We start from the raw sequence: 24,397 nt of genomic DNA on the forward strand, positions 1-24,397 counted from the left end.
CTGATTCGCCGGTGTGCATTGATGCCCATTGGCTTGCTCGCCCACTGCCTGGGTTGGTTTGGATTGATTGCTGAGGAGTCTTTTTCGTGACTGACATTAAACCTACTAAGTTTCGTGACGTTGAAATCCGTGCCGCACGCGGTAACAAGCTGACCGCCAAGAGCTGGCTGACCGAAGCGCCGCTGCGTATGCTGATGAACAACCTCGACCCGGAAGTCGCCGAGAACCCAAAGGAACTGGTGGTTTACGGTGGTATCGGTCGCGCTGCACGTAACTGGGAATGCTACGACAAGATTGTCGAAAGCCTGACCAACCTGAACGACGACGAGACCCTGCTGGTGCAATCCGGCAAGCCGGTCGGCGTGTTCAAGACCCACAGCAACGCCCCGCGCGTGCTGATCGCCAACTCCAACCTGGTGCCACACTGGGCGAGCTGGGAACACTTCAACGAACTGGACGCCAAAGGCCTGGCCATGTACGGCCAGATGACCGCCGGCAGCTGGATCTACATCGGCAGCCAGGGCATCGTCCAGGGCACCTACGAAACCTTCGTCGAAGCCGGTCGCCAGCACTACAACGATGACCTGAAAGGTCGTTGGGTCCTGACTGCAGGCCTCGGTGGCATGGGCGGCGCTCAGCCTCTGGCCGCGACCCTGGCCGGCGCCTGCTCGCTGAACATCGAATGCCAACAGGTCAGCATCGATTTCCGTCTGAAAAGCCGCTATGTCGATGAGCAAGCTACCGACCTCGACGACGCTCTGGCCCGCATCGCCAAATACACCGCTGAAGGCAAGGCGATTTCCATCGCGCTGCTGGGCAACGCCGCTGAAATCCTACCGGAACTGGTCAAGCGCGGCGTGCGCCCGGACATGGTCACCGACCAGACCAGCGCCCACGACCCGCTCAACGGCTACCTGCCGGCCGGCTGGACCTGGGACCAGTACCGCGCTCGCGCCAAGACTGAACCTGCCGCTGTGATCAAGGCTGCCAAGCAATCGATGGCCGTGCACGTCAAAGCGATGCTCGACTTCCAGAAAATGGGCGTACCGACCTTCGACTACGGCAACAACATCCGTCAGATGGCGCAAGAAGAAGGCGTGGAAAACGCATTCGACTTCCCGGGCTTCGTACCGGCCTACATCCGTCCGCTGTTCTGCCGTGGCATCGGCCCGTTCCGTTGGGCTGCACTGTCGGGCAACGCTGAAGACATCTACAAGACCGACGCCAAGGTTAAAGAGCTGATCCCGGACGACGCCCACCTGCACAACTGGCTGGACATGGCCCGCGAGCGCATCAGCTTCCAGGGTCTGCCGGCACGTATCTGCTGGGTTGGCCTGGGTCTGCGCGCCAAGCTGGGCCTGGCGTTCAACGAAATGGTACGCAGCGGCGAGTTGTCCGCGCCAATCGTGATCGGTCGCGACCACCTGGACTCCGGTTCGGTATCGAGCCCGAACCGCGAAACCGAATCGATGCAGGACGGTTCCGATGCTGTCTCCGACTGGCCACTGCTCAACGCCCTGCTGAACACCGCGAGCGGCGCGACCTGGGTGTCCCTACACCACGGCGGCGGCGTTGGCATGGGCTTCTCCCAGCACTCGGGCATGGTGATTGTCTGCGACGGTACTGACGAAGCGGCCGAGCGTATCGCTCGCGTGCTGCACAACGACCCAGCCACTGGCGTCATGCGTCACGCCGATGCCGGTTACCAGATCGCCATCGACTGCGCCAAGGAACAAGGGTTGAACCTGCCGATGATTACCGGCAAGTAACGCCTGATTTGTGGGAGCTGCTTTTATGTGAGAGCGAGCCTGCTCGCTCTCACTGGCCACGCAGCGGCATTGCGCAATACCAGACCGTTTGATCCTGCCGCTTCGAGCAGGACGCTGTCACCGAACAAAAGCTGAATGTCGGTCGCGCTGCGGCGCAGGCCTGATTGGACGTGGACAGGGCTGGATGCCTCTTGACTGCCGTAAGCCAATTCATGATTAGGAGCGTCACAACAATGAAATCGAACAAGACCCTGCTGACCACATTGCTTTCCATGGGCCTGCTGGCCAGCGCTGGCGCCACTCAGGCGGCGAGTTGGTGCGAGTCGGGCAAACCGGTGAAATTCGCCGGTTTGAACTGGGAAAGCGCCATGCTGCTGACCGACGTGATGCAAGTCGTGCTGGAGAAAGGCTACGACTGCAAGACTGACAGCCTGCCAGGCAACTCCATCACCATGGAAAACGCCCTGAGCAGCAACGATATTCAAGTGTTTGCCGAAGAATGGGTCGGCCGTAGCGAAGTCTGGAACAAGGCCGAGAAGGCCGGCAAGGTCGTTGGTGTCGGCGCGCCGGTTGTTGGCGCGATCGAAGGCTGGTACGTGCCGCGCTACGTGATCGAAGGCGACGCCAAGCGCAAACTGGAAGCCAAGGCTCCGGACCTGAAAAACATTGCTGACCTGGGCAAATACTCGGCGATCTTCAAGGACGCCGAAGAGCCGTCCAAGGGCCGTTTCTACAACTGCCCGGCCGGTTGGACCTGCGAGCTGGACAACAGCGAAATGCTGAAGAGCTACGGCCTGGAAAGCACCTACACCAACTTCCGCCCAGGCACCGGCCCGGCGCTGGATGCCGCCGTGCTGTCGAGCTACAAGCGTGGCGAGCCGATCCTGTTCTACTACTGGTCGCCAACGCCGCTGATGGGCCAGATCGACGCGGTGAAACTCGAAGAGAAACCAGGCGTGAACAAGACCGTGGATATCAAGGTCGGCCTGTCCAAGACTTTCCACGACGAAGCGCCTGAATTGGTTGCCGTGCTGGAAAAGGTCAACGTGCCAATCGACCTGCTGAACCAGAACCTGGGGCGCATGACCAAAGAGCGGATCGAATCACCAAAACTGGCCAAGATCTTCCTGAAGGAACATCCTGAAGTCTGGCACGCATGGGTGAGCGAAGACGCAGCCAAGAAAATCGACGCGGCCTTGTAGGTTGAGCTTCTCCGGCTGTCGGCAACGGCAGTCGGATGCTTGATCGCAACCCCTTGATTGAGAGTCTCTTATGTTTCCCGAAAGCTTTACCTTTTCCATCGCCGACTGGGTCAACGGTTGGGTCGATTCGCTGGTCACCAACTACGGCGACGTGTTCCGGCACATCTCCGACACCCTGTTGTGGGCCATCGTCAATCTCGAAGGCCTGCTGCGCGCCGCACCCTGGTGGCTGATGCTGGCAATCGTGGCCGGTGTGGCCTGGCACGCGACCCGCAAGGTCGTGACCACTGCCGTCATCGTTGGTTTGCTGTTCCTGGTGGGTGCGGTTGGCCTCTGGGACAAACTGATGCAGACCCTGGCGCTGATGATGGTGGCGACGATCATCTCGGTGTTGATCGGCATTCCGCTGGGCATTCTCTCGGCGCGCAGCAACCGCCTGCGTTCGATACTGATGCCTTTGCTGGACATCATGCAGACCATGCCGAGCTTCGTGTACCTGATCCCGGTGCTGATGCTGTTTGGCCTGGGCAAGGTCCCGGCGATTTTCGCCACGGTGATCTACGCCGCGCCGCCGCTGATCCGCCTGACCGATCTGGGCATTCGCCAGGTCGACGGCGAAGTGATGGAAGCGATCAACGCCTTCGGTGCCAACCGCTGGCAGCAACTGTTCGGCGTGCAACTGCCGCTGGCCCTGCCGAGCATCATGGCCGGGATCAACCAGACCACCATGATGGCCCTGTCGATGGTGGTGATCGCCTCGATGATCGGTGCCCGTGGCTTGGGTGAAGACGTGCTGGTGGGGATTCAGACCCTCAACGTCGGACGTGGCCTTGAAGCCGGTCTGGCGATCGTGATTCTGGCTGTGGTGATCGACCGCATTACACAGGCGTACGGTCGCGCACGGCATGAGGTGAGCAAATGAACAACGCAACCGTGAGCAAGATCGAAGTCAAGAACGTCTTCAAGATTTTCGGCAACCGTGCCAAGGACGCGCTGGCCATGGTCGGCCAGGGCAAGACCAAGGACCAGGTGCTGGCCGAAACCGGCTGCGTGGTCGGCGTGAACGACCTGTCCCTGAGCATCGGCAGCGGCGAGATCTTCGTGATCATGGGCCTGTCGGGTTCCGGCAAGTCGACCCTGGTCCGCCACTTCAACCGCCTGATCGACCCGACCAGCGGCGCGATCCTGGTGGACGGCGTGGACATCCTGCAATACGACATGGAAGCCCTGCGCGAATTTCGTCGGCGCAAGATCAGCATGGTGTTCCAGAGCTTCGGCCTGCTGCCGCACAAGAGCGTGCTGGACAACGTCGCCTACGGCCTGAAAATCCGTGGCGAAACCAAAGCCATGTGCGCCGAGCGTGCGCTGCACTGGATCAACACCGTGGGCCTCAAGGGCTACGAAAACAAATACCCGCACCAGCTCTCCGGCGGCATGCGCCAGCGTGTGGGCCTGGCCCGCGCCTTGGCGGCGGACACCGACATCATCCTGATGGACGAAGCGTTCAGTGCCCTCGACCCGCTGATCCGCGCGGAGATGCAGGACCAGTTGCTGGAACTGCAAAAGACCCTGCACAAGACCATCGTCTTCATCACCCACGACCTCGACGAGGCCGTACGCATCGGCAACCGCATCGCAATCCTCAAGGACGGCCGCCTGATCCAGGTCGGTACGCCGAGAGAGATCCTGCATTCGCCGGCGGATGAGTATGTCGACCGCTTTGTGCAGCGTCGGGCGGCGGTGGTTTAAAAGGTTTGTGCCGGCTGTGCTGGCCCCATCGCGAGCAAGCTCGCTCCCACAGGGATTTTGTGAACACCGGAGATCCATTGTGGGAGCGAGCTTGCTCGCGATGAGGCGGGTGAAGCTGCATCAAAATTCAGGTTTGTACGCAGAGGTTGAAGATGTCCCAGGCTGAAAAAATCGTTATCACCGAGGCGCAGGTCAGTTGGCAGGACGTGGTCGCCGTTGCTCGTCATGGCGCACAGCTTGAGCTGTCGGCGCCGATCTGGGCGCGCATCGAAAACGCGCAGGCCATCGTCCAGCGCATCGTCACCAGCGGCGAACGCGCCTACGGCATCAACACCGGCCTGGGCGCGCTGTGCAACGTCTCGCTGCAGGACGAACAACTCAGCCAGTTGTCGCGCAACACCTTGCTCAGCCACGCTTGCGGCGTTGGCGCGCCACTGACCAACGAGCAGACCCGCTCGATCATGTGCGCCGCCATCGTCAACTACAGCCATGGTAATTCCGGCTTGCACCGTCAGGTCGTCGAAGCACTGCTGGCGCTGCTCAACCGTGGCATCACCCCGCAAGTGCCGTCCCAGGGTTCCGTGGGCTACCTGACCCACATGGCGCACATCGGCATCTCGCTGCTGGGTGTCGGTAATGTCAGCTATCGCGGCGAGGTCGTTTCCGCGCAGCAAGCGCTGGCCGAAGCAGGCCTGCAACCGGTCAAGCTCGGTGCCAAGGACGGTTTGTGCCTGGTCAACGGTACGCCGTGCATGACTGGCCTGAGCTGCCTGGCGATTGCCGATGCCACGCGCCTGCTGGAATGGGCTGACGTGATTGGTGCCATGAGCTTTGAAGCCCAGCGCGGGCAGATCGACGCGTTCGATGCCGAGATCATCGCGCTGAAGCCGCACCCGGGCATGCAACAGGTCGGGATCAACCTGCGGGCCTTGCTCGACGGCAGCGAAGTGATTGCCCAGAGCAAAGGGATTCGCACGCAAGATGCCCTGAGCATTCGCTCGATCCCGCAGGTGCACGGCGCCGCTCGCGACCAATTGGTACACGCGACCAGGCAGATCGAAACCGAACTCAACGGCACCACCGATAACCCGATGGTGCTGGGCACCGCTGACAATTACCGCGTGGTGTCCCAGGCCAACCCCCACGGCCAGTCCGTGGCAATGGCGGCGGACCTGCTGGCGATTGCCATGGCGGAAATCGGCTCCATCGCCGAGCGTCGCCTGGACCGATTGATCAACCCGCACGTCAGCGGTCTGCCGGCGTTCCTGGTGGCCAACCCGGGGGTGAACTCCGGGATGATGATCGTGCAATACGTCGCCGCTTCGCTGTGCGCGGAAAACCGCCAACTGGCACAACCGGCGGTGCTGGATAACTACGTAACATCGGGCCTGCAGGAAGATCACCTGAGCCTGGGCACCAACGCCGCGCTGAAGCTGCATCGCGCGCTGGAAAACTGCACGCAGATCCTCGCCATCGAGTATTTGCTGGCGGCCCAGGCGTTCGAGTTCCTCAAAGAACAACGCTTCGGCGCGGGCACCGATGTTGCCTGGCGTCTGCTGCGCGAGCACGTTGCCCCCTACGACCAGGATCGCTGGTTGGCACCGGACATCGCCGCCGCTGCCGCGGTATTGAAAGACCCGATTTTGCTGCACAACGCTTTTCCTAACCTGAACTGATTTCAACAACACCAGCGTGCCAAGGCGCGGCTCCCCAAAAGGCAGACGCGACGGACAACGGACATCTCCGGAGCGTCTGGTGAGTTAATAACAACTCTCAAAAGGAGCACAAAATGACTTCGCTAAACCTGATTCCCGGCCAACTGAGCCTCGCCCAACTGCGTGACGTCTATCAGCAGCCGGTGAAACTGACCCTCGACCACAGCGCCTCGGCCCAGATCGAAGCCAGCGTTGCCTGCGTGGAACAGATCCTCGCCGAGAACCGCACCGCTTATGGCATCAACACCGGTTTCGGCCTGCTGGCCTCGACCCGCATCGCCAGCGAAGACCTGGAAAACCTGCAGCGCTCGTTGGTGCTGTCCCACGCCGCCGGTGTCGGCCAGCCGATCAGCGATGAGCTGGTGCGGCTGATCATGGTGCTCAAGGTCAACAGCCTGAGCCGTGGTTTCTCTGGCATCCGCCGTGTGGTGATCGACGCGCTGATCGCCCTGGTCAACGCCGAGGTTTACCCGCACATTCCATTGAAAGGTTCGGTCGGTGCTTCCGGTGACCTGGCGCCTCTGGCCCACATGTCGCTGGTACTGCTGGGCGAGGGCAAGGCGCGCTACAAAGGCGAGTGGATGGAAGCCACCGAAGCGCTGAAAGTCGCAGGTCTGACCCCGCTGACCCTGGCCGCGAAAGAAGGCCTGGCGCTGCTCAACGGCACTCAGGTGTCTACCGCGTTTGCCCTGCGTGGCCTGTTCGAAGGTGAAGACCTGTTCGCTGGCGCTTTGGCCCTGGGCGGCCTGACCGTTGAAGCGGTCCTGGGCTCGCGTTCGCCGTTCGACGCCCGCATCCACGCTGCCCGTGGCCAGAAAGGCCAGATCGACGCCGCCGCCGCGTATCGCGACCTGCTGGGCGAGCGCAGCGAAGTCTCCGACTCCCACGAAAACTGCGAGAAGGTACAAGACCCGTACTCCCTGCGTTGCCAGCCACAAGTCATGGGCGCCTGCCTGACCCAGTTCCGTCAAGCAGCCGAAGTGCTGGCGATCGAAGCCAACGCTGTTTCCGACAACCCGTTGGTGTTCGCCGCTGAAGGTGACGTGATCTCCGGTGGCAACTTCCACGCCGAGCCGGTGGCCATGGCCGCTGACAACATGGCGCTGGCCATCGCTGAAATCGGTTCCCTGAGCGAGCGCCGTATCTCGCTGATGATGGACAAGCACATGTCGCAACTGCCGCCGTTCCTGGTGGCCAACGGTGGCGTGAACTCCGGCTTCATGATCGCCCAGGTGACCGCGGCCGCACTGGCCAGCGAGAACAAGGCGTTGTCCCATCCGCATTCGGTGGACAGCCTGCCGACTTCCGCCAACCAGGAAGACCACGTATCGATGGCTCCGGCGGCTGGCAAGCGTCTGTGGGAAATGGCCGAAAACACCCGTGGGATTCTCGCGGTGGAATGGCTGGCGGCGGTACAGGGCCTGGACCTGCGCAACGGCCTGAAAACCTCGCCGAAACTGGAAAAGGCTCGGGCCATCCTGCGTAACGACGTGCCTTTCTATGAGAAGGACCGCTTCTTCGCGCCGGACATCAATGCGGCGTCTGAGCTGTTGGCCTCGCGTTGCTTGAACGAGCTGGTGACGGCGAAGTTGCTGCCTAGCCTGTAATTGCCCCTTCGCGAGCAAGCCCGCTCCCACATGGATCACGCTGAACCTGTAGGAGCTGGCTTGCCAGCGATTCGATTTTGCGTCGAATAACAATAATTAGGGACGAGAAATGCAACAGCCAGAAAAAGGTTTGAAACGCGGGCTCTCTGCCCGACATATTCGCTTCATGGCGCTGGGGTCGGCGATCGGCACCGGGCTGTTTTATGGATCCGCCTCGGCCATTCAAATGGCCGGGCCTGCGGTACTGCTCGCTTACCTGATCGGTGGCGCGGCGGTGTTCATGGTCATGCGCGCCCTCGGTGAGATGGCGGTGCACAACCCGGTGGCCGGCTCTTTCGGCCAGTACGCCAGCACCTACCTGGGGCCGATGGCGGGCTTCATCCTCGGTTGGACCTACGCATTCGAAATGGTCATCGTCGGCATGGCCGACGTCACTGCATTCGGTATCTACATGGGCTTCTGGTTCCCGGAAGTCTCCCGCTGGATCTGGGTGTTGGGTGTCGTTTCCATCGTCGGCGGCCTGAACCTGTGCAACGTCAAAGTCTTCGGTGAAATGGAGTTCTGGCTCTCGCTGCTCAAGGTCGCGGCCATCGTCGCGATGATCCTGGGTGGTTTCGGCATCATGCTGTTCGGCATCAGCTCGGCCCCCGGCCAAGCGACCGACATCAGCAACCTCTGGACCCAGGGCGGCTTCATGCCCAATGGCATGGGCGGTCTGATTGCTTCTTTCGCGGTGGTGATGTTTGCGTTTGGCGGTATTGAAATCATCGGCGTAACGGCAGGTGAAGCCAAAGACCCGCAGCACGTGCTGCCCCGGGCGATCAATGCCGTACCGTTGCGGATCCTGCTGTTCTACGTGCTGACGATGCTGGTGCTGATGTCGATCTTTCCATGGCAGCAGATCGGCAGCCAGGGCAGCCCGTTCGTGCAGATTTTCGACAAGCTGGGGATCAGCTCGGCGGCCACCATCCTCAATATCGTGGTGATCACGGCGGCGATTTCGGCGATCAACAGTGACATCTTCGGCGCTGGCCGCATGATGTTCGGTCTGGCCCAGCAAGGGCATGCACCCAAGGGCTTCGCCCGTCTGTCGCGCAATGGCGTGCCATGGATGACGGTCGTGGTGATGAGTGCCGCGCTGTTGCTGGGCGTGTTGCTGAACTACCTGATCCCGGAAAACGTGTTCCTGCTGATTGCTTCCATCGCGACCTTTGCCACGGTGTGGGTCTGGCTGATGATTCTGGTGACCCAAGTGGCCATGCGCCGGTCCATGAGCGCCGAGCAGGTTGCACAACTGAAATTCCCGGTACCGCTCTGGCCCTATGCGCCGGCGGCGGCGATTGCATTCATGCTGTTCATCTTCGGCGTGCTGGGCTATTTCCCGGACACCCAGGCAGCGCTGATCGTCGGCGTGGTCTGGATCGTGTTGCTGGTGCTGGCTTACCTGACGTGGGTGAAACCGGCGGCGGGCCAGGCAGCCCTGGTGACGCAGGATCCTACTTTTTCTCATCGATAACCTAATGGAGGCCACGGATGAAAACTCTCTGGCAACACTGTCACGTCGCAACCATGGCACAAGGCGTCTACTCGATCATCGAGGACGCGGCCATCGTGACGTCAGGAGCGCACATTGAGTGGATCGGCCCGCGCGGTGAGTTGCCGGCGGGCGAGTACCCGGCCGTCAATGATTTGAACGGGGCCTGGGTCACACCGGGCCTGATCGACTGCCACACTCACACGGTGTTCGGCGGTAACCGCAGCGGCGAATTCGAACAGCGCCTGCAAGGCGTCAGCTACGCGGAAATCGCCGCCAGCGGTGGCGGCATCGCCAGCACCGTGCGCGCCACCCGCGCAGCCAGCGAAGATGAACTGTTCGCCAGTGCCGCCAAGCGCCTGAAAAGCCTGATGCGTGATGGTGTCACCAGCATCGAAATCAAGTCTGGCTACGGCCTGGACCTGGCCAACGAGCGCAAGATGCTACGCGTGGCCCGTCGCCTCGGCGCCGAACTGCCGGTCAGCGTGCGCAGCACCTGCCTGGCGGCTCATGCCCTGCCGCCAGAGTACAAGGACCGCGCTGACGACTATATCGATCACATCTGCGCCGACATGCTCCCGGCCTTGGCCGCCGAAGGTTTGGTGGACGCGGTGGATGCATTCTGCGAATACCTGGCGTTCTCGCCTGCGCAGGTTGAGCGTGTATTCATCACCGCTCAGAAGTTGGGTTTGCCAGTGAAGTTGCACGCCGAGCAATTGTCGTCGTTGCACGGCTCAAGCCTGGCGGCGCGTTATCACGCGTTGTCCGCCGATCACCTGGAGTTCATGACCGAGGACGACGCCATCGCCATGGCCAAGTCCGGTACGGTCGCGGTGCTGTTGCCCGGCGCCTTTTATTTCCTGCGCGAAACCCAATTGCCGCCAATGGAAGCCCTGCGCAAACATGGCGTGAAAATCGCCATCGCCAGCGACCTCAACCCCGGTACCTCGCCGGCACTGTCGTTGCGCCTGATGCTGAACATGGCTTGCACCTGCTTCCGCATGACCCCGGAAGAAGCCCTGGCCGGCGCGACGATCCACGCCGCCACCGCGCTGGGCATGGCCGACACCCATGGTTCGCTGGAAGCCGGCAAGGTCGCGGATTTCGTCGCCTGGCAAATCGATCGTCCGGCCGACCTGTGTTACTGGCTGGGCGGCGACCTGGAAAAACGCGTCGTGCGCCACGGCGTCGAATCAAGTCTGTAGGAGATCTGTTGTGGATAAGGTTCTGAACTTCAAACAAGGCCGCGTACCGCTGCTGATCAGCATGCCTCACGCTGGTGTACGCCTGACGCCTGCGGTCGAAGCCGGGTTGATCCCTGACTCGAAAAGCCTGCCGGACACCGACTGGCACATCCCGCAGCTTTACGATTTCGCTGCCGAACTGGGCGCCAGTACCCTGGCCGCCGAGTACTCGCGGTTCGTCATCGACCTGAACCGGCCGTCCGACGACAAGCCGCTGTACGTGGGCGCGACCACTGGTCTGTACCCGGCCACGTTGTTCGACGGCGTGCCATTGTTCCGTGAAGGGCTGGAGCCTTCGAAGGAAGAGCGGGCAACCTATCTTGAGCAAATCTGGACGCCATACCACAGCACACTGCAGCAGGAACTGGCGCGATTGAAGGCCGAGTTCGGCTATGCGCTTCTGTTCGATGCGCACTCGATCCGCTCGATCATCCCGCACCTGTTCGACGGCAAGTTGCCGGACTTCAACCTCGGCACCTTCAACGGCGCCAGTTGCGATCCACAGCTTGCGACCCAACTGGAAGCGATCTGCGCGCTTCACGACAATTACACCCACGTGCTGAACGGGCGCTTCAAGGGCGGGCACATCACCCGCCATTACGGCAATCCGGCCGAGAACATCCACGCGGTGCAGCTAGAGTTGGGGCAGTGCACGTACATGGAAGAATTCGAGCCGTTCCGCTATCGCCCGGATCTGGCAGAACCGACGCGGGTGGTGCTCAAGCAGTTGCTGCAAGGCTTGTTGGCCTGGGGCGGAAAGCACTACGGGCATTAAGGCTTGGTACGGTCTCTGTAGGAGCGAGCTTGCTCGCGAAAAACCAGAGAATGTCGCGGGGTGTCTGACTGGGCGCGTTACCGTTCTCGACCATCGTCGGAACGCCGCCCGGAGCAAGCTCGCTCCTACAGGTTAGGCTGACAGTCGCCACTGTGCAAAACACGGTCGCCACAGGTCGCTTTCACCACTCGTCTGCTGCGTAATGTTCTGGCCACGGTGCACAAAGACACCGCCCCGACAATAATCCGCTGCCGCACGAGAATGCTCTCTATGACAAGCCCCAAAGGTCTGTTCACCCGCTGTCTCTCAATCTTCTGCGGCACCGCTCTGCTGAGCGCCGGCGCCATGGCCGCGGACGATGCCTCCTGCAAAACCGTGCGCATGGGCGTGGTCAACTGGACCGACGTGATCGCCACCAGCGGCATGGCCGATGTGCTGCTCAACGGTCTGGGCTACGAAAGCAAGCAAACCAGCGCCGTGCAGCAAATCATCTTCGCCGGCATCCGCGACAAGCGCCTGGACATCTTCCTCGGTTACTGGAAACCGGCAATGGATAAAAACATCGCACCCTTCGTGGCCGCCAATCAGGTCAAGGTCATGGACAAGCCGAGCCTGGCCGATGCCCAGGCCACGCTCGCGGTCCCTGACTATGTGGCAGCGGCCGGTCTGAAAACCTTCGCCGACATCGCGAAGTTCAAGGATCAACTCGGCGGCAAGATCTACGGCATCGAGCCGGGCAGCGGCGCCAACACCACGATCAAGACCATGATCGAGACCAATCACTTTGGCCTGAAAGACTTCAAACTGATCGAGTCCGGTGAGGCCGGGATGCTGGCGGCCGTGCAGCGGGCGGTGAATCGCAAGGAGTTCGTGGTGTTTGTCGGCTGGACCCCGCACCCAATGAACATCAACATGAAGATCGACTACCTGACCGGCAGCGAAGACGTCTACGGGCCGAATGAAGGCGCCGCGACGGTCTCCAGCGTGACCGCGCCGGATTACGCCGAGCGCTGCCCGAACGTCAATCGGCTGTTGGAAAACCTGACGTTCACCGCCGCCCAGGAAAGTCAGTTGATGGTGCCGATCATGGAGCGCCAAACGGCTCAGGATGTCGCGAAAAAATGGCTGCGTGACCATCCCGAAGACTTGCAGCGCTGGCTGGCGGGTGTCAGCAGCTTTGATGGCAAGGATGGCGTGGCCACGGTTCAGGCCAGCCTGAAGAACTGACCCCCCGGTCTTTGTGATTTTGTGGCGAGGGAGCTTGCTCCCGTCCGAGTGCGCAGCACTCGCAAGCTCAGCGCCTCGGTGAGTCAGTTAAACAGCGAGTCGTGCAATATGGGGCTGCTTCGCAGCCCAACGGGAGCAAGCTCCCTCGCCACAGGGATCATTTCAATCCAAACCCTCTGAATCAACGGGCACCAGGCTCATGGCTCCTTACCCGCTTTCCAAACAGATGACAGCATTCGTCGACAAAACCCTGAGTTTCAACAGCACCGACAGCAGCATTACCGGGTTGCGCCAGGCCTACAGCGAGATGTGCCGGGCGTTTACTCCGGCACGCCCCGCCGGGTTGCATGTGGTCGATTTCGAGTTGGCCGGTGTTGCTGTTCGTTCCTATCAGCCACCGGTCAGCGGTGCGTCGTGCATCGTTTATCTGCATGGCGGCGGCTGGGTGGTGGGGGACCTCGACTCCCACGATTTCATCTGCGTCGAAGTGGCATCGACACTCGGTGTACGGGTGATCGCCGTCGATTACCGCCGGGCACCGGAGCATCCGTTTCCCGCCGCGTTCGATGACTGCCTTAAGGTCTGGCGAGCACTGCGCGCCGGACCGTTTCAAATCGACCCGGAGCGTACGCTGGTGGCCGGCGACAGTGCCGGTGGCAACCTCGCGGCGGCCTTGTGCCTGGCGCTGCGCGATGCCGGCGAACCGCTGCCGTGCGCGCAGGTGCTGATCTATCCGGGGTTGGGCGGCGATCACCGCCTGCCGTCGCGCAGTGAGTGCATCGACGCGCCATTACTCAGCAGCAGTGACGTTGATTGCTATCACGCGCTTTACCTGCAAGGCACCCGCCATCCGAACGCCTACGCCATGCCATTGCTCGCCACGGATTTCAGCGGACTGCCACCGGCATTGATCGCCGTGGCGCAATTCGACCCGCTGCGTGATGACGGCGTGCTGTATGCCGAGCGACTCAATGCCTCGGGCGTGGTTGCCACGCTGCATGTCGGCGAGGGTTTGGTCCATGGCTGTTTGCGGGCCCGAGGGCGGGTGGCCGAGGTGGATGCGCTGTACGAAACCTTGTTCGGATATCTGTCGGCAAAACTCTGACTCTGCACGGGCATGCTCATTGACGTAATTCGGGTTTATGATGCCGGACGGCAGAATAATAGAAGTCCCCCCAGGGATGACCTCGACCCCTTACGGAGTGCGCAATGCAGACTTTGTACCCGCAGATCAAACCCCACGCCCGGCACGATCTGGCCGTCGACGAAACCCACACGCTGTATGTCGACGAAAGCGGTTCACCGGAAGGTTTGCCGGTAGTGTTCATCCACGGCGGCCCCGGGGCCGGATGTGATGCCCAGAGTCGTTGCTTCTTCGATCCCAACCTCTATCGCATTGTCACTTTCGATCAGCGTGGCTGCGGTCGCTCCACGCCCCACGCCAGCCTGGAAAACAACACCACCTGGGACCTGGTCGCCGACCTCGAGCGGATTCGCCAGCACCTGGGCATCGACAAGTGGGTGCTGTTTGGCGGCTCCTGGGGTTCGACCCTGGCGCTGGCCTACGCGCAAACCCATCCTGAGCGGGTACACGGCCTGATCCTGCGCGGGATCTTTCTCTGCCGTCCGCAGGAAATCGAATGGTTCTACCAGGCCGGTGCCAGCCGCCTGTTCCCCGATTACTGGCAGGACTACATCGCGCCGATCCCACTGGACGAGCGAGACGACTTGCTTACCGCGTTCCACAAGCGTCTGGTCGGCAACGACCAGATTGCCCAGATGCACGCGGCCAAGGCCTGGTCCACCTGGGAGGGCCGCACCGCGACCCTGCGTCCCAACCCGCTGGTAGTCGATCGCTTCTCCGAACCACAACGTGCGTTGTCGATTGCCCGCATCGAATGCCACTACTTCAGCAACCACGCGTTCCTGGAGCAGAACCAGTTGATCCGCGACATGGGCAAGATCGCCCATTTGCCCGGCGTGATCATCCATGGTCGTTATGACGTGATCTGCCCGCTGGATAACGCCTGGGAATTGCATCAAGCCTGGCCGAACAGCGAACTGCAGGTCATCCGCGATGCCGGTCATGCCGCATCCGAGCCTGGCATCACTGACGCTCTGGTACGCGCCGCCAATCAGATGGCCCGGCGTCTGCTCGACCTGCCGCCTGAAGAAGCATGAAGGGCCTGCTGCAACGGGTGCGCGGCGCGCGAGTCGAGGTCGCGGGTGAGATCGTGGGTGCCGTCGATCAGGGATTGCTGGTCCTGGTAGCCGTCGAGCCCGACGATACGCGGGCCAGCGCCGACAAACTTCTTAATAAACTGCTTAACTATCGGGTATTCAGTGACGCTGAGGGCAAGATGAATCTGTCCCTGGCGGATGTGGGCGGCGGGCTGCTGCTGGTCTCTCAGTTCACCCTGGCTGCCGATACCAAAAGCGGGTTGCGTCCGGGTTTCTCGACTGCGGCCCCTCCGGCGCTGGGCGAGGAACTATTCGACTATCTATTGAACAAAGCGAAACAGGTGCATGGCACTGTGGCATCAGGTAGATTCGGCGCGGATATGCAGGTGCACCTGGTCAATGATGGCCCGGTAACCTTCCTGTTACAGACCTGAAAGCGTTTGAAACAAGTTTTTACGTTCATTTCGACTGAAAACAGGGCTTTTTCGCGATAAATACTTTGTTACCCCTGATGCGTTGTAACGCGGCCTACTAGATAATCCCGCGCTACGGGGATCAGCGTTCGTTGGTCCATTTTGACTTAGGTAGAGACTTGTCCTGATCCGATTGGGGAATCATTTCGCCCCAGCGGAGTCGGAACAATGCTCGCCAACTTGGCAAGAGTGGTTTGCAAGGGCGGTTTTTTCATACCGTACACCGTGCAGACCCTTTAACTGGCCGTTGGTTTTTTGATCTGTTTTCGGCGAGGGTTGCTCGTGATTGTTAGTCCCTGTAACGCACCAAAATTGTCTGCCAAACGGTTACGCAGCGCCCTGGTAGCGGGCTCTGCACTGCTCTGCCTGCTCAGCGCCGGTCAGCTTTGGGCATTCAGTCTGGATGATGTATCGGCCAAGGCAAAAGAGCTGGCCGCGCAGAAATACGAAGCGCCGCGCAGTAACCTGCCAAACGAGTTCCGCGACATGAAGTTCGCGGACTATCAGAAAATTCGTTTTCTGACGGAAAAAGCCGAGTGGGCTGATCAGAAGACGCCGTTCAAGCTGTCCTTCTATCACCAGGGCATGCATTTCGATACGCCGGTGAAAATCAACGAAATCACCGCGAACACCGTCGACGAGATCAAGTACGACCCGAGTCGTTTCGACTTCGGCGACATGCAGTTCGATCCCAAGGCCACCGAACAACTGGGTTATGCCGGTTTCCGTGTGCTGTACCCGATCAACAAGGCCGACAAGCAAGACGAAATCATGACCATGCTCGGCGCGAGCTACTTCCGCGTCGTCGGCAAGGGTCACGTCTATGGTTTGTCCGCTCGCGGCATGGCGCTGGATACCGCATTGCCGTCCGGCGAAGAATTCCCGCGTTTCCGCGAGTTCTGGATCCAGCAGCCCAAGCCAGGCGACAAGCACCTGGTGATCTTCGCCCTGCTGGATTCTCCTCGCGCCACCGGTGCCTATCGCCTGACCCTGCGTCCGGGCAGCGACACCATCGTCGACGTCAAGGCGCAGATGTTCCTGCGTGACAAGGTCGGCAAACTGGGTATCGCCCCGTTGACCAGCATGTACCTGTTCGGCGCCAACCAGCCGTCGAAAGTACTGAACTACCGTCGCGAGCTGCACGACTCCAGCGGTCTGGCGATCCATGCCGGCAACGGCGAGTGGATCTGGCGTCCGCTGAACAACCCGAAACACTTGGCCGTGAGCAACTTCAGCGTGGAAAACCCGCGCGGCTTTGGTCTGCTGCAACGTGGCCGCGACTTCAGCCACTATGAAGACCTCGACGACCGGTACGACAAGCGCCCAAGCGCCTGGATCGAGCCGAAGGGTGACTGGGGCAAGGGCACCGTCGACCTGGTCGAGATTCCGACCGCCGACGAAACCAACGACAACATCGTTGCCTTCTGGAACCCGGAAAAATTGCCGGAACCTGGCCAGCCGCTCGATGTCGCTTATCGTATGCACTGGACCATGGATGAAGACTCGATTCACGCGCCGGACAGCGCCTGGGTCAAACAGACCCTGCGTTCCACCGGTGACGTCAAACAGTCCAACCTGATTCGTCAGCCGGACGGCAGCGTTGCCTACCTGGTGGACTTCGAAGGCCCGTCCCTGGCGGCTTTGCCGGCCGATGCGGAAGTTCGCAGCCAGGTCAGCGTCGGTGACAACGCCGAGCTGGTGGAAAACAGCGTGCGCTACAACCCTGAAACCAAGGGCTGGCGCCTGACCCTGCGGATGAAGATCAAGGACCCGGGCAAGTCCACCGAGATGCGTGCCGCGCTGGTGCAGAACATCGTGCCTGCGGACCTGGCCAAGACTTCGCTTCCGTCGTCGAACTCGTCGGTTGCCAAGGCCGACAAGGTTGCCGCCAAGCAACAAGAGAAAGCGGACAAGGAAGCCAAGCAAGCGGAGGCCAAGCAGGCTGAAGCGAAGCCTGTTGCAGATGCCAAGGACAAGGCCAATAAAGACGCCAAGCAGCCTGCCGCTGCCGACGCGGCCCCAGCCACACCGGAATCGGCCCCGACTGAAGAAGTCCTGACCGAGACCTGGAGCTATCAGTTGCCTGCCGATGAGTAACTCACAAGTACGGCCAGAAACTCTTTCCGAGTATCTGGCGCATCTGCCGATGACCGACCAGCAGCGCGCGGAACTCGCGGGCTGCCAGTCTTTCAGCGAATTGCATGAACGCCTGTCATCGTCGACGTTCGACGCCCCGACCGAAGCCGCCCAGGCTTCGGTGGGCAAACGCCTGACCCTGAGCACCGCCGAAGAGCTGCAGGACGCGGAAATGCTGGCGCTCGACGCCAACGGCCGGGTCTGCCTCAAGGCGACCCCGCCGATCCGGCGGACCAAGGTCGTGCCGGAGCCGTGGCGCACCAACATTCTGGTGCGTGGCTGGCGCCGGATGACCGGTCGTACCAACCCGCCGAAGCCGCCGAAGGACGAACGTGTCCTGCCGGCCGCGCGCTGGCGCACCGTCGGATCGATCCGTCGCTACATTCTGTTGCTGCTGATGCTCGGCCAGACCATCGTCGCCGGCTGGTACATGAAAGGCATCATGCCGTACCAGGGCTGGTCGTTCGTCGACCTCAACGAAGTGCTGCACCAACCGCTGCTGCAAACTGCCACGCAAGTGCTGCCGTATGCCTTGCAGACCAGCATCCTGATCCTGTTCGGGATTCTGTTCTGCTGGGTATCGGCCGGTTTCTGGACCGCGCTGATGGGCTTCCTGGAATTGCTGACCGGTCACGATAAATACCGTATCTCCGGTAAAAGTGCCGGCAACGAGCCGATTCCAAAGGATGCGCGCACCGCACTGGTGATGCCGATCTGCAACGAAGACGTGCCACGGGTATTCGCCGGTCTGCGGGCGACCTTCGAGTCGGTTGCGGCCACGGGTGACCTGGACCGTTTCGACTTCTTCGTCCTCAGTGACAGTAACGACGCCGATATCTGTGTCGCCGAGCAACAGGCCTGGCTGGATGTCTGCCGCGAAGCCGGCGGCTTCGGCAAGATCTTTTATCGCCGCCGTCGTCGTCGCGTAAAACGTAAAAGCGGCAACCTCGACGACTTCTGCCGTCGTTGGGGTGGTGACTACAAGTACATGGTCGTACTCGATGCCGACTCCGTGATGAGCGGCGAGTGTCTGACCAGTCTGGTGCGCCTGATGGAAGCCACGCCGGACGCCGGGATCATCCAGACCGCGCCACGGGCGTCGGGCATGGACACCCTGTATGCGCGCATGCAGCAGTTCGCCACTCGTGTGTATGGCCCGTTGTTCACCGCCGGCCTGCACTTCTGGCAGCTGGGCGAGTCGCACTACTGGGGCCACAACGCGATCATCCGCATGAAGCCGTTCATCGACCACTGCGCCCTGGCGCCGTTGCCCGGTAAAGGCGCGTTCTCCGGCTCGATCCTGTCCCACGACTTCGTTGAAGCCGCGTTGATGCGCCGTGCCGGCTGGGGCGTGTGGATTGCCTACGACTTGCCGGGCAGCTACGAAGAACTGCCGCCAAACCTGCTGGACGAACTCAAGCGTGACCGTCGCTGGTGCCACGGTAACCTGATGAACTTCCGCCTGTTCCTGGTCAAGGGCATGCACCCGGTGCACCGCGCGGTGTTCCTGACTGGCGTGATGTCCTACCTGTCGGCGCCATTGTGGTTCTTCTTCCTGGTGCTGTCGACCGCGCTGCTGGCGGTCAACACGCTGATGGAGCCGCAGTACTTCCTCGAACCGCGTCAGCTCTATCCGCTGTGGCCTCAATGGCACCCGGACAAGGCGATTGCGCTGTTCTCGACCACCATCGTGCTGTTGTTCCTGCCGAAACTGTTGAGCATCATCCTGATCTGGGCCAAGGGCGCGAAAGAGTTCGGCGGCAAGTTCAAGGTGACCCTGTCGATGCTGCTGGAGATGCTGTTCTCCATGCTGCTGGCGCCGGTGCGGATGATCTTCCACACCCGTTTCGTCCTCGCCGCGTTCCTCGGCTGGGCCGCGACCTGGAACTCGCCGCAACGAGACGACGACTCCACGCCGTGGAGCGAAGCGGTCAAGCGTCACGGTCCGCAGACCTTGCTGGGCTTCTTCTGGGCCATGCTGGTGATCTGGCTGAACCCGAGCTTCCTGTGGTGGCTGGTGCCGATTGTCGGTTCGTTGATGCTGTCGATCCCGGTATCGGTGATCTCCAGCCGCGTCGGTCTGGGCCTGAAGTCCCGTGACGAGAGCCTGTTCCTGATTCCTGAGGAATACAATCCGCCGCAGGCCTTGCTGGCAACCGACCAGTACACCCACGAAAACCGCTGGCATGCGCTGAACGACGGCTTCGTCCGTTCGGTGGTCGATCCGCAGCAGAACGCCCTGGCGTGCTCGCTGGCGACCTCCCGGCACAATCAGGCCGAGCCGATTGAATGGTTGCGGATCGAGCGGGTTCGCCACGCGATGAAAGTCGGTCCTGAAGGTCTGACCAACAACGAGCGTGTGCAACTGTTGAGCGACCCGGTGGCATTGGCTCGCCTGCATGAGCAGGTCTGGAGCGAAGGCCACGCCGAGTGGCTGGGCGCATGGCGCAAATCGGTGAAGGCCGATCCGCACGCGCCGCTGCTACCGCTCAAACCAATGAGCGAACAGCCTCAGTTGGCATAATAAAAAACCCGCGAAAGCGGGTTTTTTTTGGGTTTCAAAGTTACACCGCGCCGTTCCAATCGCGAGCAGGCTCGCTCCCACAGGGCCGGTGCCTGGCACAGGCGTTGTGTTTGAGCCGGTCAGTGTGGGAGCGAGCCTGCTCGCGATGGGGTTTCACTCATACCTTGAACCTGCCCACGAGCATCTGCAAATGCGTCCCCAACTGCGCCAGCTCAACGCTGGACGCCGCCGTCTCTTCACTTGCCGCCGACGTCTGGTCCGACACATCTCGCACATTCAGCACGCTGCGATTGATCTCTTCCGCCACGGCGCTTTGCTGTTCAGCGGCTGCAGCAATCTGCTGGTTCATCGCCTGTATCGCCGAGACGGTGCGGGTGATGCTTTCCAGTGAGCCCCCGGCGCGGCGGGTCAGTTCGACACTGCTGTCGGTCAGGGTACGGCTGTTGTCCATAATGGTCGCGACTTGCTGGGTGCCGTTTTGAAGGCCGACGATCAGCTCTTCGATCTCTTCGGTGGACTTCTGGGTGCGCTGGGCCAGGCTGCGGACTTCGTCTGCGACCACGGCAAAACCACGCCCGGCTTCACCGGCACGGGCAGCCTCGATGGCCGCGTTGAGCGCCAGCAGGTTGGTTTGCTGGGCCACTGACTTGATCACGTCCAGCACGCTGCCGATCTTGTCGCTTTCACGCTGGAGTTCGCCCATGGCTTCGGTGGAGTGGCCGACTTCCTTGGCCAGGCGTTCGATCTGTGCGATGGCTTCGCCGACCACTTTGTCGCCCTCACGGGCCTGCTGGTCGGCGGCGACGGCGGCTTCGGAGGCTTCTTCGGCGTTGCGCGCAACTTCCTGCACGGTGGCGGCCATTTCGTTCATGGCAGTGGCGACCTGATCGGTCTCGACCTTCTGGCTGTTGACCCCGGCGCTGGTCTGCTCGGTGACCGCGGACAGTTCTTCAGCGGCGCTGGCGATCTGCGTAACGCCATCGCTGATGCCGCCGATCAGTTCGCGCAAGCCCTGGGTCATGCTCTGCATGGCACGCTGCAACTGGCCGAGTTCGTCGCGGCGCTGCGACGTCAGGTTGTGGGTCAGGTCGCCACTGGCGACGCGCTGTGCCACGACCAGGGTCTGGTTCAACGGAATGATGATCTGCCGGGTGATCGCCCAGGCGGCCAGCAGGCCGAAGGCGATGGCCAGAATGGTGGCGAGGGTCAGCATGTTTTTTGCGTGGGCGGCGTCGGTGTCACGCACGACGGTTTGCGAGACGGTGAGTTTCTGGCTCATGTCCACCAGGATGTCGCCTTGGGCAGACATGCGTGCCAGGGCCTTGGCGCTGGCCACCTGGGAGTCGCGGAACTGGCTGACGGCGGCGCGATAGGCCTTCAGCGAATCAGTGGCCTGTCGCAGGTTAGCGATGTGTTCTTCAGGCAGTTTGGCCGGCAGGCTCTCGAGGTTCTTCAGGGCGTTGTCGATTGCGTCGAGGGCTGGCTGTTCGGCTTCGCTCTTGCCGCTGTAGGTGTAGCCGCGAACCTGGAAACGCGCCTGCTGGATCAGCTTGCTCAGGTCGATCACGCCGTTGAACGCCGCCACGCTGTCACCTTGCAGCATGGTTTTTTCCACTTCGGCGACGCGGGCCACGGCATTGTCGGCGGTGGCGCCGAGTTTGCTGCGGGCGTCTTCACGCTGGGCGCCGGCCTGGGTCATGTCGTTGAAGGCACGACGGTATTCGGCGACAGCGGCCAGTTGTTGATCGACCATGGCCGTATTAGCCGGTTGCTCGATCAGGCCGCGGGCGGTCTGCAGGCCACTTTCGAGTTTGCCCAGCAGATCGTTGACGGCACCGGGACCTTGTTCGCCGCGACGCATCTCGTAATCCAGGCGTGCAATGCGCAGGTCCTTGGTCAGGTCGTTGAGGCTGGCGATGAACCCCAGTTTATCGCCACGGCTGGTCACGCCGCTCAGGCCGCTCCAGCCGGTGAAGGTGATCAGCAGGGTCAGTAACAGCACCAGACCGAAGCCGATCCCCAGCTTGCGTTTGACGCTGACGTTTCCCAGACTCTCGGCTAGCCATTGATACATGCTGAAACTCCCCGGACCACAATTTGGTTTTATGGGGGATGTATCGGCTGGACTGTGCAGATCTATAGGTGCTCAGGATTTTTCAGATGCGCGGTGATCTGTGGCGAGGGGGCTGGCCCCCGTTCGGGTGCGCAGCAGCCGTAAAAAAGTGCATGCGGTTTGGCTGGAACAAACAACAGTGGCCGCTTCGCGTCCAAACGGGGGCAAGCCCCCTCGCCACAGTGATCGCGTAGGGATTTAGAAAAGTCGTGCCAGCAACGCGGTCACGGCGGTTTCGACGCGCAGGATGCGCTCGCCCAGTTGCACCGGTTGCAGGCCGGACTTGCCCAGCAGGTCGATCTCGTAGGGAATCCAGCCACCCTCGGGGCCGATGGCCAGGGTCACCGGTTCGCTGAGTGCGCGAGGGCAGGGCGGGTAATTGCCCGGATGCCCCACCAGGCCGAGGGTGCCTTCGGTAATCGCCGGCAGACGGTCTTCGACGAACGGCTTGAAGCGCTTCTCGATCACGACTTCCGGCAGCACGCTGTCCCGGGCCTGTTCGAGGCCAAGGATCAACTGCTCGCGAATCGCCTCGGGCTCCAGGAATGGGGTCTGCCAGAAGCTCTTCTCGACGCGATAGCTGTTGACCAGCACGATCCGCGGCACACCCATGGCCGCCACGGTCTGAAACACCCTGCGCAGCATCTTGGGCCGTGGCAGAGCCAATACCAGGGTCAATGGCAGCTTGGCCGGTGGTGGCTGGTCGAGGGTGACGCGCAATTCCGCTTCGTCGGCGTCCAGGCGCAGCACTTCGGCCGAACCCATCAGCCCGCCGATCCGCCCGACGCGCATGCTGTCACCGACTTCACTGCGGTGGACTTCCTGCATGTGGGTCAACCGGCGATCACGCAGGACCGCCCGGTCGGCCGCAATGAAATCGGCCTCTTCAAGGAGCAGCAGGTTCACGCTTGGGTCGCTGGCGGCTGGTCGTTGTGATCGTCAGCCGGTTGGTCGTCCGGATGCTCGCCACGCTTGCTGATCAGGCTGCCAAACAGGATGCCGATCTCGAACAACAGCCACATCGGCACGGCCAGCAGGGTCTGCGAGAAGATGTCCGGCGGTGTCAGGATCATGCCGACTACGAAGCAGCCAATGACCACGTACGGGCGGATCTTCTTCAGGTATTTGACGTCGACCACGCCGATCCACACCAGCAGCACCACGGCCACCGGGATTTCGAACGCCACGCCGAAGGCGAAGAACAGCGTCATGACGAAATCGAGGTAGCTGGTGATGTCGGTCATCATTTCTACGCCGGCCGGGGTGGCGGCGGCGAAGAACTTGAAGATCAGCGGGAACACCAGGTAGTAGGCGAACGCCATGCCGGCATAGAACAACACGATGCTGGACATCAGCAATGGCACAGCAATGCGCTTTTCATGCTTGTACAGGCCCGGGGCGATGAAACCCCAGATCTGGTGCAGGATCACCGGGATGGCCAGGAACAGCGAGACCATCATCGTCAGCTTCAGTGGCGTCAGGAACGGCGACGACACGTCAGTGGCAATCATCGTGGCGCCGGCGGGCAGGTACGCGCGCAGCGGCGTGGAGACGAAGGTGTAGATCTGCTGGGTGAAGGCGAACAGCCCGGCAAAGATGATGAAGATCGCCGCTACGCAGCGCAGCAGACGGGTACGCAACTCGGTGAGGTGCGAAACCAGCGGCATGTGCTGGTCGTTTTCAGGAAGATCGCTCATGGGGCTCGCGGCGGCAGTGTTGGGTCATGAGGGGCCGGCGCAACGGGCGCAGCCGCCGGTGTAACGGGTTCAACCGGCGTGGCTGCAACAACAGGTGCAGGTTCGACAGGCGCTACAACGGGAGCAGGTGTCGGGTCGACGGTAGCGGCAGGCGCATGAATCGTCTGCTCGCCCACGTGTTCCACCGGCGTCGGCTCCTGCTGGGTCGGCGTGAAGATTTTCCGCGCCTCCTGCTCAAGCGACAGGATGTGCTCGTTGTGCAGTTGCCGACGGATTTCGTCAGCACCGATTTCACGTTCAACTTCCTGTTTGATTGCGTTGAAGCTGCGCTTCAGACGCCCGACCCACAGGCCAGCGGTGCGCGCAGCGCCCGGCAAGCGCTCGGGACCCAGCACCAGCAGGGCAACGAGGCCGACGAGCAGCAGTTCAGAGAAGCTGATACCAAACATTA

At 61.5% G+C, this 24,397-nt stretch carries 19 protein-coding genes and 1 pseudogene; 15 read left to right on the forward strand and 5 right to left on the reverse strand.

Annotated elements, in window-relative coordinates; genetic code table 11:
• The first annotated feature begins 86 nt into the window (after nucleotides 1-86).
• The 15 genes from hutU (at nucleotide 87) to mdoH (ending at nucleotide 20,136) form a co-directional block, all read left to right on the forward strand.
• A complete protein-coding gene (gene hutU, locus AC1DVE_RS11320; RefSeq protein WP_223457541.1) occupies nucleotides 87-1,769 on the forward strand; it encodes a urocanate hydratase in 1,683 nt (560 codons plus the stop codon).
• Nucleotides 1,770-2,002: 233 nt separating this feature from the next.
• Nucleotides 2,003-2,971: an ABC transporter substrate-binding protein gene (locus AC1DVE_RS11325; protein WP_046039590.1), complete on the forward strand. Its 969-nt coding sequence runs from the start codon at nucleotides 2,003-2,005 to the stop codon at nucleotides 2,969-2,971.
• Between the two features lie 70 nt (nucleotides 2,972-3,041).
• Nucleotides 3,042-3,893: an ABC transporter permease gene (locus AC1DVE_RS11330; protein WP_046039591.1), complete on the forward strand. Its 852-nt coding sequence runs from the start codon at nucleotides 3,042-3,044 to the stop codon at nucleotides 3,891-3,893.
• Nucleotides 3,890-4,720 carry a quaternary amine ABC transporter ATP-binding protein gene (locus AC1DVE_RS11335; protein WP_052960551.1) on the forward strand — a complete coding sequence of 277 codons (831 nt, stop codon included), beginning with the start codon at nucleotides 3,890-3,892 and terminating at the stop codon, nucleotides 4,718-4,720. Before AC1DVE_RS11330 ends, AC1DVE_RS11335 begins: the two co-directional genes overlap by 4 nt.
• 152 nt (nucleotides 4,721-4,872) lie before the next feature.
• Complete coding sequence (hutH, locus tag AC1DVE_RS11340; protein WP_223457543.1) at nucleotides 4,873-6,396, forward strand: histidine ammonia-lyase; 1,524 nt, start codon at nucleotides 4,873-4,875, stop codon at nucleotides 6,394-6,396.
• Nucleotides 6,397-6,509: 113 nt separating this feature from the next.
• Nucleotides 6,510-8,042: a histidine ammonia-lyase gene (gene hutH / locus AC1DVE_RS11345; RefSeq protein ID WP_223532763.1), complete on the forward strand. Its 1,533-nt coding sequence runs from the start codon at nucleotides 6,510-6,512 to the stop codon at nucleotides 8,040-8,042.
• A 109-nt stretch (nucleotides 8,043-8,151) separates the two neighbouring features.
• Nucleotides 8,152-9,558 carry an amino acid permease gene (locus AC1DVE_RS11350; RefSeq protein WP_223457546.1) on the forward strand — a complete coding sequence of 469 codons (1,407 nt, stop codon included), beginning with the start codon at nucleotides 8,152-8,154 and terminating at the stop codon, nucleotides 9,556-9,558.
• Nucleotides 9,559-9,575: 17 nt separating this feature from the next.
• The gene (hutI, locus tag AC1DVE_RS11355) at nucleotides 9,576-10,781 is read left to right on the forward strand and encodes an imidazolonepropionase (RefSeq protein ID WP_223457548.1); all 1,206 of its coding nucleotides are present in this window, start codon (nucleotides 9,576-9,578) and stop codon (nucleotides 10,779-10,781) included.
• Between the two features lie 10 nt (nucleotides 10,782-10,791).
• Nucleotides 10,792-11,595: an N-formylglutamate deformylase gene (hutG, locus tag AC1DVE_RS11360; RefSeq protein ID WP_477783925.1), complete on the forward strand. Its 804-nt coding sequence runs from the start codon at nucleotides 10,792-10,794 to the stop codon at nucleotides 11,593-11,595.
• Between the two features lie 270 nt (nucleotides 11,596-11,865).
• Entirely contained in the window at nucleotides 11,866-12,822 is a 957-nt protein-coding gene (locus tag AC1DVE_RS11365) for a choline ABC transporter substrate-binding protein (RefSeq protein WP_223457552.1), read from the forward strand.
• Between the two features lie 199 nt (nucleotides 12,823-13,021).
• Nucleotides 13,022-13,927 (forward strand): alpha/beta hydrolase, encoded by a 906-nt coding sequence (locus AC1DVE_RS11370; protein ID WP_223457554.1) that lies wholly within the window; start codon nucleotides 13,022-13,024, stop codon nucleotides 13,925-13,927.
• 104 nt (nucleotides 13,928-14,031) lie between these two features.
• Entirely contained in the window at nucleotides 14,032-15,003 is a 972-nt protein-coding gene (pip, locus tag AC1DVE_RS11375; protein ID WP_150726550.1) for a prolyl aminopeptidase, read from the forward strand.
• Complete coding sequence (gene dtd / locus AC1DVE_RS11380; protein ID WP_223446469.1) at nucleotides 15,000-15,437, forward strand: D-aminoacyl-tRNA deacylase; 438 nt, start codon at nucleotides 15,000-15,002, stop codon at nucleotides 15,435-15,437. Before pip ends, dtd begins: the two co-directional genes overlap by 4 nt.
• Nucleotides 15,438-15,758: 321 nt before the next feature.
• Nucleotides 15,759-17,573 (forward strand): glucan biosynthesis protein G, encoded by a 1,815-nt coding sequence (locus AC1DVE_RS11385; RefSeq protein WP_223457556.1) that lies wholly within the window; start codon nucleotides 15,759-15,761, stop codon nucleotides 17,571-17,573.
• Entirely contained in the window at nucleotides 17,566-20,136 is a 2,571-nt protein-coding gene (gene mdoH, locus AC1DVE_RS11390) for a glucans biosynthesis glucosyltransferase MdoH (protein ID WP_223457558.1), read from the forward strand. The genes AC1DVE_RS11385 and mdoH overlap by 8 nt, the downstream gene beginning before the upstream one ends.
• Nucleotides 20,137-20,293: 157 nt before the next feature.
• Here mdoH and AC1DVE_RS11395 read toward each other — a convergent pair whose 3' ends face one another.
• The 5 genes and pseudogenes from AC1DVE_RS11395 to tatB all read right to left on the reverse strand — a co-directional run bounded on the left by AC1DVE_RS11395 (nucleotide 20,294) and on the right by tatB (nucleotide 24,395).
• The gene (locus tag AC1DVE_RS11395; RefSeq protein ID WP_411741622.1) at nucleotides 20,294-21,166 is read right to left on the reverse strand and encodes a methyl-accepting chemotaxis protein; all 873 of its coding nucleotides are present in this window, start codon (nucleotides 21,164-21,166) and stop codon (nucleotides 20,294-20,296) included.
• A pseudogene (locus AC1DVE_RS11400) lies at nucleotides 21,149-22,210 on the reverse strand (methyl-accepting chemotaxis protein); the annotation flags it as partial. The gene AC1DVE_RS11395 and the pseudogene AC1DVE_RS11400, both read right to left, overlap by 18 nt.
• Nucleotides 22,211-22,447: 237 nt before the next feature.
• A complete protein-coding gene (locus AC1DVE_RS11405; protein ID WP_223457561.1) occupies nucleotides 22,448-23,155 on the reverse strand; it encodes a 16S rRNA (uracil(1498)-N(3))-methyltransferase in 708 nt (235 codons plus the stop codon).
• Entirely contained in the window at nucleotides 23,152-23,946 is a 795-nt protein-coding gene (gene tatC, locus AC1DVE_RS11410; protein WP_046039611.1) for a twin-arginine translocase subunit TatC, read from the reverse strand. Before tatC ends, AC1DVE_RS11405 begins: the two co-directional genes overlap by 4 nt.
• A complete protein-coding gene (tatB, locus tag AC1DVE_RS11415; RefSeq protein WP_223457562.1) occupies nucleotides 23,943-24,395 on the reverse strand; it encodes a Sec-independent protein translocase protein TatB in 453 nt (150 codons plus the stop codon). The genes tatC and tatB overlap by 4 nt, the downstream gene beginning before the upstream one ends.
• Between the last annotated feature and the right edge of the window lie 2 nt (nucleotides 24,396-24,397).

The sequence above is a fragment of the Pseudomonas sp. P4_B4 genome, from assembly GCF_056402255.1.

Bases quoted from the DNA above. Each gene is read 5' to 3' on its own strand.
- AC1DVE_RS11325 (WP_046039590.1), top strand. From the start codon at position 2,003: ATGAAATCGAACAAGACCCTGCTGACCACATTGCTTTCCATGGGCCTG.
- AC1DVE_RS11330 (WP_046039591.1), top strand. From the start codon at position 3,042: ATGTTTCCCGAAAGCTTTACCTTTTCCATCGCCGACTGGGTCAACGGT.
- AC1DVE_RS11335 (WP_052960551.1), top strand. From the start codon at position 3,890: ATGAACAACGCAACCGTGAGCAAGATCGAAGTCAAGAACGTCTTCAAG.
- hutH (WP_223457543.1), top strand. From the start codon at position 4,873: ATGTCCCAGGCTGAAAAAATCGTTATCACCGAGGCGCAGGTCAGTTGG.
- hutH (WP_223532763.1), top strand. From the start codon at position 6,510: ATGACTTCGCTAAACCTGATTCCCGGCCAACTGAGCCTCGCCCAACTG.
- AC1DVE_RS11350 (WP_223457546.1), top strand. From the start codon at position 8,152: ATGCAACAGCCAGAAAAAGGTTTGAAACGCGGGCTCTCTGCCCGACAT.
- hutI (WP_223457548.1), top strand. From the start codon at position 9,576: ATGAAAACTCTCTGGCAACACTGTCACGTCGCAACCATGGCACAAGGC.
- AC1DVE_RS11365 (WP_223457552.1), top strand. From the start codon at position 11,866: ATGACAAGCCCCAAAGGTCTGTTCACCCGCTGTCTCTCAATCTTCTGC.
- AC1DVE_RS11370 (WP_223457554.1), top strand. From the start codon at position 13,022: ATGGCTCCTTACCCGCTTTCCAAACAGATGACAGCATTCGTCGACAAA.
- pip (WP_150726550.1), top strand. From the start codon at position 14,032: ATGCAGACTTTGTACCCGCAGATCAAACCCCACGCCCGGCACGATCTG.
- dtd (WP_223446469.1), top strand. From the start codon at position 15,000: ATGAAGGGCCTGCTGCAACGGGTGCGCGGCGCGCGAGTCGAGGTCGCG.
- mdoH (WP_223457558.1), top strand. From the start codon at position 17,566: ATGAGTAACTCACAAGTACGGCCAGAAACTCTTTCCGAGTATCTGGCG.
- AC1DVE_RS11395 (WP_411741622.1), bottom strand. From the start codon at position 21,166: ATGCAGAGCATGACCCAGGGCTTGCGCGAACTGATCGGCGGCATCAGC.
- tatC (WP_046039611.1), bottom strand. From the start codon at position 23,946: ATGAGCGATCTTCCTGAAAACGACCAGCACATGCCGCTGGTTTCGCAC.
- tatB (WP_223457562.1), bottom strand. From the start codon at position 24,395: ATGTTTGGTATCAGCTTCTCTGAACTGCTGCTCGTCGGCCTCGTTGCC.